We start from the raw sequence: 18,965 nt of genomic DNA, 5'->3' as shown, positions 1-18,965 counted from the left end.
AGCCCTTCCCCCTCTCCCTCAGGGAGAGGGTCGGGGTGAGGGTGGATTCCCCACCCTCGAACCAGACTAGCGTTCGTCGCGACGGCCGCCTACAGCAGCCCACATGCGGCGCACGTGTACGGTCACTTCTTCACGGTCGTGGTACAGCTGACGCGCCTGAATCTCCGCACTGATACCATTCTCTTCCAGCCTTTCACGTATCAACGCCAGGTTTTGCGACACTTCTTCGTATCGTTTCTTCATTGGCAGCTTCAGGTTGAAAATGGTTTCGCGGCACCAGCCGTTAACCAGCCAGGTTGCCATCAGGCTCGCGACTTTCGCAGGTTTCTCAACCATGTCGCAAACCATCCAGGAGATATTGTTTCGCGTTGGCTTATATTTAAAACCATCTTCCTGCAGCCAGGTTACCTGGCCGGTATCCATCAAGCTTTGCGCCATTGGGCCGTTATCGACAGAAGAAACCCACATATTGCGTTTCACTAACTGATAGGTCCAACCGCCAGGGCAAGCCCCTAAATCAATCGCGTACATACCGTTCGCTAAACGTTCATCCCACTCATCAGCAGGAATAAAAATGTGGAAGGCCTCTTCCAGTTTCAACGTCGAACGGCTTGGCGCGTCAGAAGGTAATTTCAGACGCTGAATGCCCATATAGAAAGGCGAGTTGTTAGTGGTATAGGAATAACCGGTGTAACAACATCCCGGTGCAATAAAGAACACATGCACCACTGGGCGTTTTGTTGTTTCGTAGTTGGTCAGGATACCGGCTTCACGCAGGCTGGCACGCAGAGGCACAGTCAACTTACGGCAGAACTTCATCAGCTCTTTACTTTCGTTGGTATCAGCGACTTCGACACGTAGATCGCCGCCTTTCTCTACCACGCCAGTCAGCATTCCGGTGATCGGCGTAATACGATCTTCTGGTGGAAGATCTTTGAGCAGTTCACCCGCAACGATCATTTGACGAGCAAAGATCAGATCTTTAAACGGCAATTCACGCGCCAGTTTGTCAGCATCATCTTGCTGATAACATTCGTAAATGACGTAACCGCTGTTTTCTTTAACCCGTGCAAAACCGTAAACGCCATGCTGGCCGGCTTTATCGGTAATCTCTGCCGCACACTCTTTCTCAAAACCTTGTCGGCAGTACAAAATAACTTTATTCATGGCTTGCGCCCCTACGTTTCAGGCGCATTGCACCAATCAACATCAAGATCCAACCGGCAAGAAAACTCATTCCACCGACGGGAGTAACAAACGCCCACAGGCGTAAGTGAGACAGCGCCAGGCAGTAAAGACTGCCGCTGAATAGAACTGTACCGAGCGCCATAAATACGCTGCTCCAGTAAAACCAAATACTGATCCGGCGCTGCATAGCAACGGCCAGACCAAAAATCGCTAACGTATGAAATGCCTGGTATTCAAGACCGGTTTGAATCCACCCCATCTCAACAACACCAAGCGTTTTACTTAATACGTGTGCCCCAAAGGCGCCAAGGGCGACAAAAACAAAACCGCTAATCGCGGTAAAAATCAGCATGAATCGGCTGGTCATGGTGTAACCCTAAAGTTAGGCGTAGCGGCATGCCTACGCGCTGGTTTGCTTACTGATCGTAGCGAAAACGGAATTTTTCTTGTTCGCTCGCTGTTTTCGCCAAAATCCACTGCCTGAAGGCAGCTATTTTACCCAGTTCTGCCTGGCTGTCATGACAAACAAGATAAAAGGCATTTTTGCTCACCAGAACATCATTGAACGGGCAAACCAAACGACCCGCTTCAATCTCTGATTGCGCCATAACATTGTTTGCTAAAGCAATGCCTTGCCCGTGGATAGCGGCCTGCAACACCATCGCACTGTGGCTGAAGATTGGGCCTTGCTGCACATTGATATGGCTTACACCCAATTGGCGAGTATATGTCTGCCAGTCACGACGAGACGCATCGTGCAGCAAAGTATGATGCGCTAAATCTTCTGGGGTTTTGATGGGCTTATCGCCCGTTAATAGCATCGGTGAACAGACGGGTAACAGATATTCCGCGTACAATTTTTCCACACGCAGGCCCGGCCAGTTGCCGCGTCCGTAAAAAATCGCGACGTCGACATCATCCGAAAGTTTATCTTCCTGGCGGTCAACAGCCTGTATACGAACGTCGATTCCCGGATAAGCTGTATTAAAGCTTGTTAACCGCGGTACTAACCAATGAATGGCAAAACTAGGCAACAAACTGACCGTTAAAGCGCCCTTGGCGCTACGAGCCTGCAGCTTACGCGTTGCTTCAGTTAACTGCGAAAATATCTCTTTGATGTCCAGATAGTAACTCTGACCTTCTTCCGTCAGCAGCAACGAGCGGTTGCGGCGGCGGAACAATTTTAGGCCAAGAAAATCCTCCAGAGACTTAATCTGGTGGCTGACGGCGGCCTGAGTCACGAATAATTCTTCGGCTGCTTTAGTAAAACTCAGGTGACGAGCTGCAGCGTCAAATACACGTAAGGCATTTAATGGTGGTAAACGCTTGGACATAGTTGATTGGCTTAAATGTTAAAGTCCGTTAACAAACAGATTAACTTAGTTAACCTATTAGTTTTTTTTATCTGAGCCATTATAAATTGTCCGTTGAGGATGCACCAGCAAATACCTATAGTGGCGTCACTTCCTGAGCCGGAACGAAAAGTTATCTGAAATGCGTGTTTCGGAGGGCTTTTGGCTTACGGTTGTGATGTTGTGTTGTTGTGTTTGCAATTGGTCTGGCATTCCAGACCCCGGTAGCTAAGCTACCCCTTTTTCACTTCCTGTACATTTACCCTGTCTGTCCATAGTGATTAATGTAGCACCGCAAATTGCGGTGCTTTTTTTTGCCTGAAATTTACTGATCCAGCTCAACCATCTCTTTTACATCAGTACGGTTAATCTGCTGTTTATTCCCATTAGCATCTTTGTACTGAATCATCCCGGTTTCATCATCGGTTTGAGGCTTGCCATCGGCGATAATGCTACGTCCGTCATTGGTGTGCATCACGTAGTTCGGACTTGAACAGGCTGAAAGAGCAAAAACCATTAGACCTGCTGATACTGCTGCGGCTGCCTTATTCATATTCTTCTCCTTAGTAGCGATTAATGCTGAAATACTCTTAAAAGTAACCAAAGTGAAACATTCACCTAACAGTATTCAGCATAACCCTCTTTCACCAGGCTTGCCTGGTGAAGCAGACTATTCTGAAGGTTATTGATCCCTTGTGTGATTAAGACAAATGCGCCACGATCACCTCATAGTGATACGAGGAAAATCATGAAAACATTTAATCCCGGCAGTTTTCGCAGCCAGTTTCCGGCGCTGGCTGATGCTGGTGTCTATCTCGACAGTGCCGCAACCACACTTAAACCTCGCGCCGTTATTGAAGCGACTCAGCAATTTTATAGCCTGAGCGCAGGTAATGTTCATCGCAGCCAGTTTGCCGAGGCGCAGCGCCTTACCGAGCGTTATGAAGCGGCTCGCGATAGCGTGGCAGCCCTGCTCAATGCCCCTTCTGGAAAAGATATTGTCTGGACGCGTGGCACGACCGAAGCCATAAATCTGGTCGCTCAATGTTACGCACGCCCTCGCCTGCAACCAGGTGATGAAATTATTGTTAGCGAAGCAGAACACCACGCGAATTTCGTGCCATGGCTAATGGTCGCTGAGCAGACCGGCGCGAAAATTATCAAATTGCCGCTGGGAAAAGATCTCCTTGCCGATCTCAGCAAACTGCCTGCGTTACTTAACGCGCGGACCAAAATCCTGGCGCTGGGACAAATGTCTAATGTCACAGGCGGCTGCCCGGATCTCACCAAAGCCATTACGATTGCCCACGAAGTTGGCGCGGTGGTTATGGTCGACGGTGCACAAGGTGTTGTACATTGCCCGCCGGACGTACAGGCGCTGGATATCGATTTTTACGCTTTCTCAGCCCACAAACTGTATGGCCCAACCGGAATCGGGGCGCTCTACGGTAAAAGTGAGCTGCTGGAAGAGATGTCGCCCTGGTTAGGCGGCGGCAAAATGATTACGCATGTCTCATTCGAAGGATTTAAAACTCAACCCGTACCGTATCGCTTTGAAGCTGGTACGCCAAACGTTGCAGGTGTCATTGGCCTGAGCGCGGCACTCGAGTGGCTGGAGTCGGTTGATTTGACTGAGGCTGAAGCCTACAGCCGTGGGCTTGCGACACTCGCAGAAGCAGAGCTGGCAAAACGTCCTGGTTTTCGCAGTTTCCGCTGCCAGGACTCGAGCCTGTTGGCGTTTGATTTCGAAGGTGTTCACCACAACGACATGGTCACGCTGCTGGCTGAATCAGGCATTTCGTTGCGCGCGGGTCAGCATTGTGCGCAACCTTTGCTGGCAGCACTTGGCGTCGCCGGCACATTGCGGGCTTCTTTTGCCCCGTACAATACGCAGAGTGATGTTGATGCGCTGGTCAAAGCTATCGACAACGCGCTGGAAATTCTGGTGGATTAAATGACAAGTGGATTTTTGGCCGGTCACCCATTCGGGACTGCTATCACTGCCGACAGCTTGCGAAGCACTTTTGCTCCGTTGCAGCAGTGGGAAGATAAATACCGTCAGTTGATCCTGTTGGGGAAACAGCTTCCGGCACTTCCTGCGGATCTCAAACGCGACAACATAGAAATTGCAGGCTGCGAAAACCGCGTCTGGCTGGGTCACAGTCTGCAAGCAAATGGGACGCTGCATTTCTACGGTGATAGTGAAGGACGCATTGTCCGCGGTTTGCTGGCGGTATTACTGACCGCAATAGAAGGGAAAACAGCGGAACAGTTGCTCAACGAAGATCCGCTCGCCCTGTTTGATGATTTAGGGCTGCGCAATCAATTAAGTGCGTCGCGCAGCAGCGGGCTTGCGGCATTAGCACAAGCCGTTCGCGCGGCAGTTCAGGCCTGAGTACGCACCGCTTTCGCCATCATTTTCTTTAATACATGGGACACCGCCACAAAACCAAAGCTGGCGGTGACCATGGTTGCCGCACCAAAACCGGATGCACAATCCATGCGTTTTGGGCCATCGGCAGTACTTTTCATCGCGCACACAGAGCCATCAGCCTGCGGGTAAACCAACGCTTCGGTGGAAAACACGCAGTCCACGCCGAGCTTACCTTTACTGTTCTTCACCACGCCAAAATCACTTTTTAGTCTTTCGCGAAGCTTAGCTGCCAGTGGATCCTGAATCGTTTTCGCCAGATCAACCACTTGAATCTGCGTGGGATCGATTTGACCACCCGCGCCACCGGTTGTGACCAGTGGGATCTTGTTGCGTCGACAATAAGCGATAAGTGCCGCTTTAGGACGGACGCTATCAATGGCATCAATAACGTAACTAAAACCTTGATTAAGCAACTGCGCCGTATTTTCCGCAGTAATAAAATCATCAACTACCGTGACACGGCATTCCGGATTGATTTCACGAATACGAGCCGCCATCACTTCGGTCTTAGCCAGTCCAACGTTATCGCGCAACGCATGAATCTGGCGGTTGGTGTTGGTCACGCAAACATCATCCATATCGATAAGCGTAATCGCGCCGATTCCGGTACGCGCCAGCGCTTCTGCAGCCCATGAGCCCACACCACCAATGCCAATCACGCATACATGCGCATCAGCAAACAGTTGCAGAGCATCACGACCATACAAACGAGCAGTGCCGCCAAAGCGTTGCAGCCAGGCATCGGACAAAACAACAGACATTACGTTTTCCTCGGAAAAATCTTTGCGGGTGTTGTGATAAATAAGCAGTTGCGGATAAAGTTGACGGGCTGATTATACAGCCCGTCGGGGGGAAATATTAACCGGTAAATACGCTGTTAGTCGTGCCAGGGGCGTTTTTCAGTACCCAAACACGGCCATAGTGGTTGTACCAACCCGCACGGTGGCCGGCATCAGCCCCAATGCCCTGGTAAATGTCGAAGTGCTGGCCTTTAATCGCGCCGCCAACATCTAACGCCACCATGACGCGTAATTCATACTGCCCGCTGAATTTCCCATTGTTATCGAGTAACGGGACTTCAGCCAGAATCGTGGTGCCCGCAGGAATAATGGAGCGGTCAGAAGCCACAGACGCGCGGCCAATTAACGGCACGGCGCTCGCCCCTTTCACCGGTGCGAAGCTCGCAGGTTTAAAGAATACGAAGGATGGGTTCTGCTCAAGCAACTCTTGCACTTCAGCCTGGCTGTGAGTTTCCCCCCAATGGCGAATAGCCTGCATCGACATATCTTCTTTCTTTACTTCACCGCGATCGATAAGCACTTTGCCGATACTGCGATAAGCATGGCCGTTCTTGCCCGCGTAACCAAAGAAGGTTAATGGCTGGCCATCACCAAAATCGATATAGCCGCTGCCCTGCACATCCATAATGAAGTTATCCATTAAGGAGTTGCTGTAAGCAATAATGTAGCTGTCGCTTAGTGCGCCGCTGTAGATTTCAGCACGGGAAGGTAAACGTCCGCGTTTTGGCGGCATACGGTAGATAGGATACTGGAATTCACCCTGACGGGTGTAACGCGCCTGCACCACCGGCGTGTAGTAGCCTGTGAATTGCACATTACCGTAGTTGTCAGCACCTTCCATCTGCCAGGCGTCAATGCCGTACTGGCTCAGCTTACTGGTATCGCCACCGGCTTGTAGCCACTGTTGAACGGCACCGTAAACATCACTCTTGCTATTATAGAGGCGAGGAGATGCGGAACGAATTTGGTTAACTTGCTCAGCAAAGTCGCCGCCGTTGATCGGGGCCCCTACCGCATCAGGCCGGTTGACGAGGGAGAAAGGCTGGGTGAATTTCCCGTCCTTATATTGCTGACCTTTATTTGTCGGTTTCGAGGAACAGCCAGCCAGAATGGCAACCATCACTCCTGTTACAATGTACTTAGTCCAACGTCCTATCATCACTTCCTCGCCAGGTTTATGCCGCTATTCCCGACGGGAAGATAGCAAACGTACCACAAGAATTAAACGTGTCGTGGCCCATAGATGCGGGATGTGCTCACTATTTATACTTAAATTAAATTATTATCAGTTACATGAGACAAATCGGGCATTTATTAAAAAAAAGGTTGCATCAAAAGCCGAGCAGAGTATAGTGCGCTTCCACGGACGCGGGGTGGAGCAGCCTGGTAGCTCGTCGGGCTCATAACCCGAAGGTCGTCAGTTCAAATCTGGCCCCCGCAACCAATTAAAAAGTCGCTGATAGTAGCGCGGTGATGAAAATCATTAGCAGTAAATAGTTATACGGACGCGGGGTGGAGCAGCCTGGTAGCTCGTCGGGCTCATAACCCGAAGGTCGTCAGTTCAAATCTGGCCCCCGCAACCAACTAAGTCGCTGAACATTCGCGCAATGGTGAAAGCCATTTGGGTACTAAAGAAGTTTACGGACGCGGGGTGGAGCAGCCTGGTAGCTCGTCGGGCTCATAACCCGAAGGTCGTCGGTTCAAATCCGGCCCCCGCAACCAACATTAAAGCACCTTAACAGGTGCTTTTTTTGTATCTAAAATCTGCCAATCGTACGCTGAGTGGGTGTCGCTTCCGCTAATCCACTCAGGTTTTACTATCCGCGTCGTGCCAGGCGTGAACTATCCGCGAAATACGCTCTGATCCCCGCCAAAATCGACTCTGCAACTTCCTGCTGGAAGGTGGCTGTACGCAGCTTTCGCTCTTCTTCAACGTTACTGAGAAATGCCGTCTCCACCAGAATGGAAGGAATATCTGGTGCTTTAAGCACTGCAAACCCCGCCTGATCGACGCTATTTTTATGCAGTTTATTGACACGCCCCAATCGGGTCAGCACTTCTTTGCCGAATTTAAGGCTATCGTTGATGGTCAATGACTGGACCATATCGAACATCGTATGGTCGAGATAGCGGTCGCCACTCTTATTCACCCCACCGATTAAGTCGGCGGCGTTCTGAGTTTGAGCGAGGAATTTTGCTGCGGTACTGGTCGCCCCTTTAGTTGAGAGCGCAAACACTGAAGAGCCGCGCGCCGCGCCAGAGGTAAATGCATCCGCATGAATAGAAACAAACAAATCAGCACGTTGCTTTTGCGCTTTTGCCACCCTGACTTTTAACGGGATAAACACATCCTCGTTGCGCGTCATATAGGCTTTCATATTCGCTTCTTTATCAATCAGCGCTTTCAGGCGACGAGCGATTTGCAGCACGACATCTTTTTCACGCGTCTTGTTCGGCCCAATCGCACCGGGATCTTCACCACCATGGCCAGGATCCAGCATGATAATAATCGGTCTGTCGCGACCCGCCTTGCCAGGCTTCGGCCCTTGCTCCGGCGATGGCATTGAATCCTTATCCAACTTACCGTTGTTGTAATCTTCCAACAATGCCAACAGTGGATCTTGCTCGCTGTTCATATTGGCCGGATAGAGATCCATCACCAGGCGTTCTTTGAATTCAGCCACCGGAGCCAGTGCAAACAAGTGCGGTGTTACGTTCTGTTTGAGTTCGAAAACCATGCGCACGGTTTGAGGATCAAACTGACCCACTCGCGCGGACTTAATGAAAGGATCATCGCCACGAATCTGAGAACCGATGCCCTTCAATACTGAATTTAAATTCACACCTTCTATGTCAACAACCACCCGATCAGGATTGCTTAACGCAAATTGTCGGTATTTAAGCTCCCTGTTCGATTCCAGCGTGACTCGCGTGTAAGACGATGCGGGCCAGACACGAACCGCAATGACCAGGCTTGAGGCCGCAAAGCCAACCTGGCTAACACTCAGTAGCCACAAAGCGCCCGCGCCCTTGAGTAAGCGGCGACGACTAATTAATGAACGGGAATCTGACATAGCTCTCCTGAGCGGTGTGTTTCCGTGAACCGAATAACTAATTTTATTTTTTTGAGCCGAAAACTTTAGCGAATCGGGCTTAGGCTGTCACTCATAAAAGGGTAAACATTCGCAATCAAGTCCCTGGCGACAGCGGCACAGAAATTTCTGCTTTGCGGTAATTGCTGCTTGCACCGAGAGCAATAAAAGAATAAAAATACAGAAATTACGAATAATCATGCAATGAGGGCTTGCCGTGGTGAAGGAACGTAGAACCGAACTGGTACAGGGATTTCGCCATTCTGTTCCCTATATAAATGCCCATCGGGGAAAAACGTTTGTCATTATGCTTGGCGGCGAAGCCATTGAACACGAGAACTTCTCCAGTATCGTCAATGATATTGGGCTGTTGCACAGCCTGGGGATTCGTCTGGTGGTGGTGTATGGTGCACGTCCGCAAATTGATGCCAATCTGGCTTCGCATAATCATGAACCTGTCTATCACAAACATACGCGTGTTACTGATGCAAAAACCCTTGAGCTGGTTAAACAAGCCGCCGGTTTATTGCAGCTGGATATTACAGCGCGTTTGTCCATGAGCCTTGGCAACACACCGTTGCAAGGGGCGCATATCAACGTCGTCAGCGGTAACTTTATTATCGCGCAGCCGTTAGGCGTAGATGATGGTGTGGATTATTGCCACAGTGGTCGTGTTCGTCGTATCGACGAAGAAGCCATTCACCGCCAGCTTGATAACGGGGCGATTGTATTGATGGGCCCAGTTGCTGTTTCTGTCACAGGTGAAAGTTTTAATCTCACCTCTGAAGAAATTGCCACGCAATTGGCCGTAAAACTGAAAGCCGAAAAAATGATTGGTTTCTGCTCTTCACAGGGCGTGATCGACGATAGCGGCAATATCGTTTCTGAACTCTTTCCTAACGATGCGCAAAAACGTATTGAAGAGCTGGAAGAAGCGGGTGATTACCATTCTGGCACCGTGCGTTTTCTGCGAGGCGCAGTCAAAGCCTGCCGTAGCGGCGTGCGTCGCAGCCATTTGATCAGCTATCAAGAAGACGGTGCGCTATTGCAGGAGTTGTTCTCCCGTGATGGTATCGGTACGCAAATCGTCATGGAGAGTGCGGAGCAAATTCGTCGCGCCACCATTAACGATATCGGCGGCATCCTGGAACTCATTCGCCCACTGGAGCAGCAAGGGATTCTGGTGCGTCGCTCACGTGAACAACTGGAAATGGAGATCGACAAATTCACCATTATCCAGCGCGACAACCTGACCATCGCTTGTGCGGCGTTGTATCCGTTCCAGGAAGAAGGGATTGGCGAAATGGCCTGTGTTGCGGTTCATCCTGACTATCGCAGCTCATCACGTGGCGAAGTATTGCTGCAACGCATTGCCACACAAGCCCGGCAGATGGGGCTGAGCAAGCTATTTGTCCTGACAACCCGTAGTATTCACTGGTTCCAGGAGCGTGGCTTTATGCCCGTTGATGTCGAGTTACTACCTGAAAGTAAAAAAGAAATGTACAACTATCAGCGACGTTCAAAAGTGCTGATGGCAGATTTAGCCTGACAATTTAGCTAGCCCTGCTAAGGGCTAGCTAAAACTTTCCATCAATCCGCTGCGTCGTTCCGTCTTCGTCACAATCGCTTTTTCCAACACCCGATCATCGGCATACAAAGACAATCTGCTGCGCGCACGCGTGATCGCGGTATAGACCAGTTCACGGGTTACCACAGCGGTGTATTGATTTGGCAGAACCAGGGCGGCGTGCTCGAATTCCGACCCCTGTGATTTATGCACCGTCATGGCGTACGCTGTGTCATGCCCCGGCAAACGGCTTGGTTGCACCGATTTTATGGTGCCATCAGGCATCGGGAACCAGACGCGCAACCCCTCACCTCTGTCCAACGCAATACCGATATCCCCGTTGAACAACCCCAATGAACTGTCGTTACGGGAAATCATAATGGGTCTGCCGTTATACCAGCGCGAAACCGTCGGGTTTGGCCGCTCAATCCATCGCTTTTGAACCAGCGCCTGCTCGATGCGGTTATTCAGGCCGCTGACGCCAAACGGGCCATCGCGCAACGCGCATAACAATTGATAACGACCGAAGGACTCAAGAATAGCGGCGGGCTCAGCATGATTGCGAATGAGCTCCAGATATGGCCGATAACCTTCCACTGCATCAGCAATCATCAACGCATAATCTTCAGTCTCACGCAGCGGCTGTTTCGAAATATCGCCAAAGCCTTGGGCAAACACCCTTCTGGCCTGCTTCACATCGCTGGCGTTGACCGCAAACGCCAATTGCCCGATGCCGGACTTGCTATCAAAACGGTAGCTTTTTTGCAGTAAACATAACCCATCGCGCAGCACGCACGCCTGACTTCCCTCACCCGCAGGCAGTGAATAGCCCGTCAGTCGACTTAACTCCGCCGCTCTTTCACGTGGATACCCATGCGTAACGTAATGGCAGATATCCCCAAGCACCGCTCCAGCTTCCACAGAGGCAAGTTGATCGCGATCGCCGAGGAAAATAACCCGCGCGTGCGGCGGCAAAGCGTTAATTAACTTCGCCATCATCGGCAAATCGACCATCGAGGCTTCATCTACCACCAGCACATCAAGATGCAACGGATTACCGGCGTGATAACGCAGGCGTTGGCTGTTGGGTTGTGCGCCCAATAAACGATGCAGCGTACAAGCATCGTTCGGTAATGCGGCTTTCTGCGTGTCATCCAGCGGTAAACGACGTAACGCTGAACCCAGCGATTCCGTTAATCGCGCGGCAGCTTTACCAGTCGGTGCCGCCAGTTGGATGCGCAAGGGCGCTGTAGTGTTGAGCTGAACCAGTGCGGCGAGTAACTTCGCCACGGTGGTCGTTTTCCCCGTTCCCGGCCCACCAGAAATCACCGAAATACGTCGCGTCAGCGCTACCGCTGCTGCCACTTTTTGCCAGTCGATATCTGCCATAGGTTCAAAAAGCTGGCTCAGAACGCGAATGACCTGCTCTTCATCTAGAGAGATCGCGCGGTTCTCCTCTCCAAAAAACCGCGCAACTAACTGTTCGTTTTGCCACATCCGGTTGAGGTACAACCGTTCGCCAATCAGCTTTAATGGCGTGGCACCTTCATGCTCACTCACCGCATCAGATGCCAGCAACACTTCGCGCCAGCCGGACTTGACGGCGGCTCCGGCAAACAGTTGTTCGGCCAGGTCAGGTTGCCGCCCGGTAAAACAGAATTCGGGCGTTAAACGTGAAAGAGGAAGGCACACATGGCCTTCACCGGCATCATGGCTGACTAACGCGGCCGCCAGCATAACGGCAGGTTGTTCATCACCGGCAATCATCATGGCAAACTGGGCATCCAGAGCACGCAGCGATTTCTGCTCAACCGCTTGCTGTAGCAACTCAGACATTTTCATGGCGCAACCTCGTCCGTTTGTTCCGCAACATCCGTTTTCAATGCAAAGAGTGTGTCCATTTTCGCTATTAATTGTTCGTCAGGACGGGTGGTAAATATTCCTTGTGACGAACCGTTACTTTCAACGCCGCGCAAGAAGAGGTAGATGGCGCCCCCGAAATGAGTTTGGTAGTCATAATCAGCAATGCGGTGGCGCAAATAACGGTGCAGCGCCAACGTATACAGCTGATATTGCAGATCATAACGATGAGACTGCATCGCCTGGGCCATGGCTTCCTGAGTGTAGGCGCTGCTGTCTTCACCTAACCAGTTTGATTTGTAATCCAGCAGGTAATACCGCCCTTGCCAGCGGAACACCAGATCGATAAAGCCTTTCAGCATACCGCGCACTTGTCTGAAGTTTAACGGTGGGCAACCTGCTGATAACGGATCATATTCCCTGACCAGCTTGTCCAACTGCGCAGCGTGTAAATCACTCGCAATCGGCAGATAAAACTCCAGCTCGACCTGTTTGTCCTGAGGCGTTAACTGGCTGAGGGAGACGCCCGTTTCATTTAACGGTGCCAGTAAAATGGTATGCAACCATTCCTTTAATATCGGCTGCCACTCCTCGCTAAACCCCTGTTCCGTGAGTTGCTTCGCAATCCACGCATCGTCAAGCGGCTGCGTAAAATCAATACCTTCGAATAAGCTATGGAGGAAAGTACCCGGCCCAGCCCCGCGTGGGAAGGTGTGCGGAGTGAGTAATGGCTCACTTTGTACCGGTGCCACTCCTGCGGCATCCACATCCAGCCGCGGCAATAAATCCTGTGCAAGACTGCTGCCATGCTGTTGCAAACCTGAATAACTGGTAACACGCCAGTTATCAGTAACCTGCCGTTCCATCGTGCGGGCACTCAGTTGCGGGAGTTCGGCACTCACCGGCTGCCAGGGCGTGTAATCATCAGAATGAGCTTCTTCGATACTCATCGACTCACTCGCCAGTTGCGTTAAGCAAGACTGTAATCCCGCCGCATCTTTCGCTTCGCCCTTTTGCACAAGATAACCCAATGCCCCGAGATGCAGATCGCTGGCCCCTTTTTTGGCACGGTTGCCTTTAAACAACGGCGCCACACCAATACTGCAATGCCAAATGGAACGTGTCAGCGCGACATACAACAGACGCAAATCCTCCGCCAAACGCTCTTCTTCAGCGAGACTCAGGCTCTCTGCATCGTCGCTCAAATCCAGCAACGGCGAGAATGTCGAGCGGTCGTGATATAAGCCACTGTTTTGCGCACGATAGTTAGCGATGAACGGTAGCCAAACCAGCGGATATTCCAGCCCTTTTGATTTGTGAATAGTGACAACCTGCACCAGATGCCTGTCACTTTCGAGACGCAATTGTTGGCTGAATGAATTGCTGTCAGGTTCGGCAACCTGCTGCGCCAACCAACGAACCAGAGCATGCTCACTGTCAGTCTGTGAGGCTTCTTCCTGGAGCAATTCGCTGATGTGCAAAATATCGGTCAGACGACGCTCACCACCTGTCGTTGCCAACAAGTTTTCGGCTATCTGGCGACGAGCAATTAGCGCGCGCAACATCGGCATCACGCCCCGACGCAGCCAAATGTGGCGATACTCTGAAAACTCCTCGACCAGTTGATCCCAGGCATTTTCATCTTCGTTAAGTGCTTCAATCATGCGGGCATCAAGACCCAACATGCTGGTCGCCACGGCACTGCGCAGCGCGGTTTCTATTTCCGGTGCCAAAACAGCCTGCAAAATCCACAATATTTCTCGCGCTTCCGGCGTTGCGAACACCGAGTCGCGGTTTGAAAGATACACGGACGGAATATTCAAGCTCGATAGTGCTTCACGCACAATGGACGCCTCGCCACGGCTGCGTACCAGAATGGTGATGTCAGACGACTGTACTGGGCGCGATTCTTCGCCTTTCCACAACAAAGCTTCGCCGCGCTGTCCGGCACTCAACCAATCCCGAATTTGCTGCGCGCACTGCATGGCCATAGTTTGTTGGTAATCACTCACTCCGCAGCCATCACCCGATTGGGCCCAGAATGTCATCGCCGCCTGATTTTTTCCTTTAAACGTAAAACGCAGGCCGCTGTTTTTCACCGCAGCTTTCACCGCTAAGAAAGGAATTTGCTGGAATAAGAAGGGATTATCCAATTGCTGGAACAAGGTATTGACGCTGCTAATCATCCCAGGAGATGAGCGCCAGTTGGTATCCAGCGTGTAGTGGGCACTTACCTCATGACGCGCTTTCATATAGGTAAAAATGTCCGCGCCACGGAATGCGTAAATCGCCTGTTTGGGGTCACCGATAAGCAACAATGCCGTATCAGACTGATTGATATATAAGCGTCTGAAAATACGATATTGCTGCGGGTCGGTATCCTGGAATTCATCAATCATTGCTGCCGGGAAACGAGCCCTGATAGCAGCAGCCAGCGCGTCGCCACCTGGTTTGTACAGTGCTTCATCCAGGCGAGTCAGCATGTCGTCAAATCCTAACTCGCCACGACGACGTTTTTCCTGCTGCACGGTGTAGCGGATTTCAGACATTGCGCGGGCGATGACCAAATCACGCAGCGTCAGCGGCTCACCCAGCAGCGAATTAATTGCCCTGAAAACAGGATGCTGCGGTGGCTGGCCTTCTTTGGTTTTCTCATCCAGCATCGATTGAGAAAAGCGTTCCAGCTGCTCAGGCAATTTGTAGGTTGTGGTTTCTGTTTGCGCCCAGGTTCCGACAATATTCAGCCAGTTAGGCAAATTTTTGCTGCTGTAACTGCGGCGATCAATTTTTGCTTCACTGAGAATTTGAGCAATGTCGTCCGCACAGTTACGCCACTGAGTTTTCACATCCTCAATCGCGGCAATGATCTTTTGATGTCGAGCGAGCAGGGTTTCATCATCGGCAGGCGGCTGCTTCAGGACCGGCTGCTCACCCTGAAGCCAGCTATTTATATCCCTGAGCAATTCCTCAGGCCCTGCCCATTCCTCGGCCATTACTTGCGCTATCGGCTTCGGCAGTGGGTAGCAATGGCGGCGCCAGAAGTCAGCACAAGCATGGCGACGTAACAGCGATTCATCTTCTATTAGCTGTTGCTCGAACAACATGCCCGATTCAAACGCGTTAAGGCTGAGCATCCTTTGGCAAAAGCCATGGATGGTAAAAATGGCCGCATCATCCATTTGCTGTTCAGCAAGACGCAAAATTCGGGCCGCCTGGTGAAGGTCAGGGATCTCCGCCAACAGATTTTGGAACAGGGGGTTATCAGTTCGGTTGCGAACGCAGGCGATGCGCAATTCATGAATGTTGGCACGAATACGACCACGAAGTTCTTCGGTCGCCGCCTGAGTAAAGGTTACGACCAGTAATTCTTCAACGGAGAGTGGGCGGGGATGGGCATTTTCACCACCCAGGCCAAGCAGCAAGCGTAAATAAAGTGCTGCGATGGTGAATGTCTTTCCGGTACCGGCAGAGGCTTCAATCAACCTCTCCCCTGTCAAAGGTAAACTTAGGGGATCAAGAGGTTGCGTGGTTCCGGTCATTATTTACCCTTCATCTTTCAAGTTGCGGGTGTATTAGCTGCACATTATCACCCATTGACTGAATCAAATCAGCCAATGGGTTAATTCCTTTGCGGCCCGGCAGTATCTCAGACTATTTAGGATCGACGAGCGGCAATGATTGTTGCAAGCCGCTGACTCCCTTCCAGGTTTTCCACCCATCTGGCGCAGCGTATTCCGCCTTGCCATTGTTGTTGCCAGAAATTTGCGAAAGAACAGCCATTCCTTGCGGTTCAATCACAGCCTGATGGAAGAAATCAGCCAGTTTTTGTGGCGTCAGCTTTTTAATTTCAGCGACAACTTTATCACGCGAATCAAAGTCCAGGTTTCCGCGATCGAAATCTTTGCTCAGTTGAGAAGCTTCCTGCGACAAGGTTTGCGGCGCCTGCATAATTTCACTGATGATCCCTTGCTGCATTTGTGCAAAATCCTCTGCACTCATGCTACGAAGCTTTTGCTCAGCGGTTGGGTAAAACGCTTTAAAGCGTTGGTACAAATAGGCCGGTTGTTTGTCGTTGCTTTGCAGCAAGAAACCAATCCCCCACTGACGTCCAACCGACATAGGGAAGGCAAATACCGCATAACCCAGTTGCTCTTGTGTACGTAACTGGTTGTAGAACCACGGCTGAATAATTTGCCCTAACATTGAGCTGTAAGCGGTACTCACGGTTTCATCAAAACCTTTCGGCACGTAAACCGCTGCCAGAGCGGAATCCGTACTGCTACCCGCTTTTTCGAACATGGCTAAATGTTGTTTATCTACCAGCACATCCTTATTACGGCACCATTCGTTTCCTTCGGTGGCAAGTTGGCTTTGTACGTTATGCGCCAGATCCTTTGCCTGCTGAGGAGACATGTTACCCAGCACCAAAAACTCAGGTTTAGCGTGGGTTTTTAACGCATCACGGTAATCAAGCACATCTTTTAATGTCAGTTCTGGCAACAGTGAACGGCGCACTTCTCTTTGGAAATAAGGCACCTGTGACACCATTTGCACTGGCATAATCGCCTGATCGTAAGCTTTGCCTTTGTCTGCCGAATCCATCATTTGGGCATACCATGACTTCGCCTGATCCAGTTGTTCCTGGGTCGGGGTATAGGAGAAATAGCCCTTCAACAGCGCTTCAAATAATTGCGGCAAACGTTGGGTGTAACCATTGGCATTCACCATCAAACCGCTGTTAGCATTGGTTGAGAAACCAATCCCCCCGACAGATGCCTGGTTGCTTAACTGATCCAGCGCAATACCTGCCAGATAGTCATTCAGAGCAAATAATACCTGGTTTTTCGCGCTGTCCATCGCCTGCGGATTGCGCAGCACCATCGTCACATCTGCCTTAGGTTCGCTGGCAAAATAGCGGCTTGGCATATACAGCACGCGCAAACCAGGCTCTTTTACCAATAACTCAGGATGAGCGTAGGTTTTTTCAGGTTTGACCAACGTAAAGTCATCTGGGATGTAAGGGTTCAACTGGGGCAATTCCAGCTTAATAGCCGCTGCTTTTTGCTGCCAGTCGTTGAACACTTGCAGCGTAATTTTATCGACCTGATATGGCGCTTCTACAAAATAAGCCGTTTTGTTATGAGGCTCTTTCGGGCTGATATACCAGACGCGGGCATTTTGCGGCGTCATCATATCCAACCGCGCTTTAATAGCTGCCGGGTCATATTGATCGGCAATATTTACAAAATCCAGGGTGTGTTCAACCGGCACACGCAGCATGGTGTCGGCCAACCATTCAACGTAATCCATATTGCGGTTAATTGACGGGTAACGGAAGTCGAGATCCAGCACATGGGCGAGCTCATCGAAGTAACTTTTGTCGACACCATTTTCACGTAATTTATTCAAATAGCTGAAAATAGCCGCCACGACTTCATCTCGCTGGGCAAGGCCTTTATCAGTTAATGAAACTGAAATGGCAAACACGCCGCTATTACCATTAACAATGGGATCGGAATCAGCACGAATGCTGTCTGCGAGGCCTTGCTTTTGTAACCAGTCAGAAAGGGTATCGTTGCTACGGTTGCCAATCAAATAGCCAATCAATTCATCCGTTTTGCTGCGGAATTTATCGCTATTATTATCGATTCGGAATTCCACTCGCACCACTTTGCGCGGCAATGCTGGCACGTAGTGAATCACTATGCCTTTTTGCGCGTCAGTCACAACGGGCACGTCAATGGTCGGCCTTTCGATATTTTTATTCGGCACCCGCCCATAGGTATCCACCGCAATCTTTGCCAATTCAGGCAATGGCTTATTGCTGTAAATAACCGCTTTCATCAGGTTCGCGGAATAATATTTATCGCGGAAAGCCACCAGCGCATCCAGCAACTTGCTGCCCGGTTTATCGCGCAATGTTTCCAGATTACCGCCCGAAAAACGTGAGCCAGGGTGAGCTGGGTTGATCGTTTCTGCACTGACTTGCGCCATACGCATACCGTCACGGGCACGGGCTAAGGTCAGTTCCGCATTCACCGCATTGCGTTCACGTTCGGCATATTCAGGAGCAAGATTTGGCTCAGCGATAGCATCAGACAAACGGTCGACCGCTCCTTCCAGTGCATCGTTTTCCACCTCAAGGTAGAACGCGGTACGGTAAGTTGCGGTGCTGGCGTTATGGCTGCCACCATGCTTTTTGAGAAACTCCGACAGGCTATCCGGTTCAGGATATTTTTTAGAACCCATCAGCGTCATATGTTCAAGGTAGTGAGCCAGGCCAAGATGGTCGTCGGGATCTTCTAAGGATCCAACCGGGACCACTAATGCAGACAATGACTTAACGGCTTGCGGATCAGAGACCAGCAGGACTGTCATACCATTATCAAGACGTACGGCCTGATATTGACGATTGTCTTTCTCACTTTTACGGATAGTTTCCTGGATAGGTTGCCAACCCGTGTCTGCCTGACTTAATGGTGCCCAAAGAGCGACTAACAAGAAAAGCGGTTTTAACCAGGTGCTACATTTAGGCATTAACGAACCTCATAATCACGAAACTTCCTATACCCTTAGGACTTCAAGTTGCAGGAGTCGCTGTAATTTGAAGTACTAAGGGTATAACTCACTCATCATTAACAACTTTCAAACAAACATGTTATTTTTAGTTGA

Annotated in this window: 13 protein-coding genes and 3 tRNA genes; 6 read left to right on the top strand and 10 right to left on the bottom strand. The window is 50.6% G+C overall.

All coding sequences use genetic code 11. From position 1 onward, the window contains the following. Positions 1-66: 66 nt before the first annotated feature. From rlmM to OH773_RS04105, 4 genes are all read right to left on the bottom strand, one after another. Positions 67-1,167 (bottom strand): 23S rRNA (cytidine(2498)-2'-O)-methyltransferase RlmM, encoded by a 1,101-nt coding sequence (rlmM, locus tag OH773_RS04120; RefSeq protein ID WP_270143277.1) that lies wholly within the window; start codon positions 1,165-1,167, stop codon positions 67-69. Further along, positions 1,160-1,555 carry a DUF423 domain-containing protein gene (locus OH773_RS04115; protein ID WP_270143276.1) on the bottom strand — a complete coding sequence of 132 codons (396 nt, stop codon included), beginning with the start codon at positions 1,553-1,555 and terminating at the stop codon, positions 1,160-1,162. Before OH773_RS04115 ends, rlmM begins: the two co-directional genes overlap by 8 nt. A gap of 49 nt (positions 1,556-1,604) precedes the next feature. Next, the gene (gene gcvA, locus OH773_RS04110; protein ID WP_064543831.1) at positions 1,605-2,522 is read right to left on the bottom strand and encodes a glycine cleavage system transcriptional regulator GcvA; all 918 of its coding nucleotides are present in this window, start codon (positions 2,520-2,522) and stop codon (positions 1,605-1,607) included. Positions 2,523-2,865: 343 nt separating this feature from the next. Then, positions 2,866-3,093, bottom strand: coding sequence for a YgdI/YgdR family lipoprotein (locus OH773_RS04105; protein ID WP_270143274.1), 228 nt, complete (start codon positions 3,091-3,093; stop codon positions 2,866-2,868). A 195-nt stretch (positions 3,094-3,288) separates the two neighbouring features. Between OH773_RS04105 and csdA the strand changes: the two genes are divergently transcribed. Both csdA and csdE read left to right on the top strand, forming a co-directional pair. After that, positions 3,289-4,494, top strand: a complete 1,206-nt coding sequence (gene csdA / locus OH773_RS04100; RefSeq protein ID WP_270143272.1) for a cysteine desulfurase CsdA — start codon at positions 3,289-3,291, stop codon at positions 4,492-4,494. Continuing rightward, on the top strand, positions 4,495-4,935 hold the full coding sequence (gene csdE / locus OH773_RS04095) for a cysteine desulfurase sulfur acceptor subunit CsdE (protein ID WP_270143271.1): 441 nt from the start codon (positions 4,495-4,497) through the stop codon (positions 4,933-4,935). Here csdE and tcdA read toward each other — a convergent pair. Further along, entirely contained in the window at positions 4,926-5,735 is an 810-nt protein-coding gene (tcdA, locus tag OH773_RS04090) for a tRNA cyclic N6-threonylcarbamoyladenosine(37) synthase TcdA (RefSeq protein ID WP_270143269.1), read from the bottom strand. The genes csdE and tcdA overlap by 10 nt on opposite strands. Positions 5,736-5,832: 97 nt before the next feature. Next, positions 5,833-6,933: a murein transglycosylase A gene (gene mltA, locus OH773_RS04085; RefSeq protein ID WP_270143267.1), complete on the bottom strand. Its 1,101-nt coding sequence runs from the start codon at positions 6,931-6,933 to the stop codon at positions 5,833-5,835. A gap of 208 nt (positions 6,934-7,141) precedes the next feature. On the opposite strand from mltA, the gene OH773_RS04080 reads away from it, so the two are divergent. From OH773_RS04080 to OH773_RS04070, 3 genes are all read left to right on the top strand, one after another. After that, positions 7,142-7,218, top strand: a tRNA-Met gene (locus tag OH773_RS04080). A gap of 62 nt (positions 7,219-7,280) precedes the next feature. Then, positions 7,281-7,357: transfer RNA gene (locus OH773_RS04075), tRNA-Met, on the top strand. Between the two features lie 62 nt (positions 7,358-7,419). Beyond that, a tRNA-Met gene (locus OH773_RS04070) sits at positions 7,420-7,496 on the top strand. Between the two features lie 95 nt (positions 7,497-7,591). Here OH773_RS04070 and amiC read toward each other — a convergent pair. Beyond that, positions 7,592-8,848: an N-acetylmuramoyl-L-alanine amidase AmiC gene (gene amiC, locus OH773_RS04065; protein WP_270143264.1), complete on the bottom strand. Its 1,257-nt coding sequence runs from the start codon at positions 8,846-8,848 to the stop codon at positions 7,592-7,594. 235 nt (positions 8,849-9,083) lie between these two features. On the opposite strand from amiC, the gene argA reads away from it, so the two are divergent. Continuing rightward, a complete protein-coding gene (gene argA / locus OH773_RS04060; RefSeq protein WP_270143262.1) occupies positions 9,084-10,415 on the top strand; it encodes an amino-acid N-acetyltransferase in 1,332 nt (443 codons plus the stop codon). A 24-nt stretch (positions 10,416-10,439) separates the two neighbouring features. Here the strand turns inward: argA and recD are convergent, their stop codons facing one another. The 3 genes from recD to ptrA form a co-directional block, all read right to left on the bottom strand. Further along, positions 10,440-12,275, bottom strand: a complete 1,836-nt coding sequence (gene recD, locus OH773_RS04055) for an exodeoxyribonuclease V subunit alpha (protein ID WP_270143260.1) — start codon at positions 12,273-12,275, stop codon at positions 10,440-10,442. Beyond that, entirely contained in the window at positions 12,272-15,832 is a 3,561-nt protein-coding gene (recB, locus tag OH773_RS04050) for an exodeoxyribonuclease V subunit beta (protein ID WP_270143258.1), read from the bottom strand. The genes recD and recB overlap by 4 nt, the downstream gene beginning before the upstream one ends. Positions 15,833-15,944: 112 nt before the next feature. Continuing rightward, a complete protein-coding gene (ptrA, locus tag OH773_RS04045) occupies positions 15,945-18,830 on the bottom strand; it encodes a pitrilysin (protein WP_270143256.1) in 2,886 nt (961 codons plus the stop codon). Between the last annotated feature and the right edge of the window lie 135 nt (positions 18,831-18,965).

Source organism: Buttiauxella sp. WJP83 (genome assembly GCF_027594725.1).
GTDB classification, from domain to species: domain Bacteria; phylum Pseudomonadota; class Gammaproteobacteria; order Enterobacterales; family Enterobacteriaceae; genus Buttiauxella; species Buttiauxella selenatireducens.
This window is presented reverse-complemented; position numbering and strand designations above follow the sequence as displayed.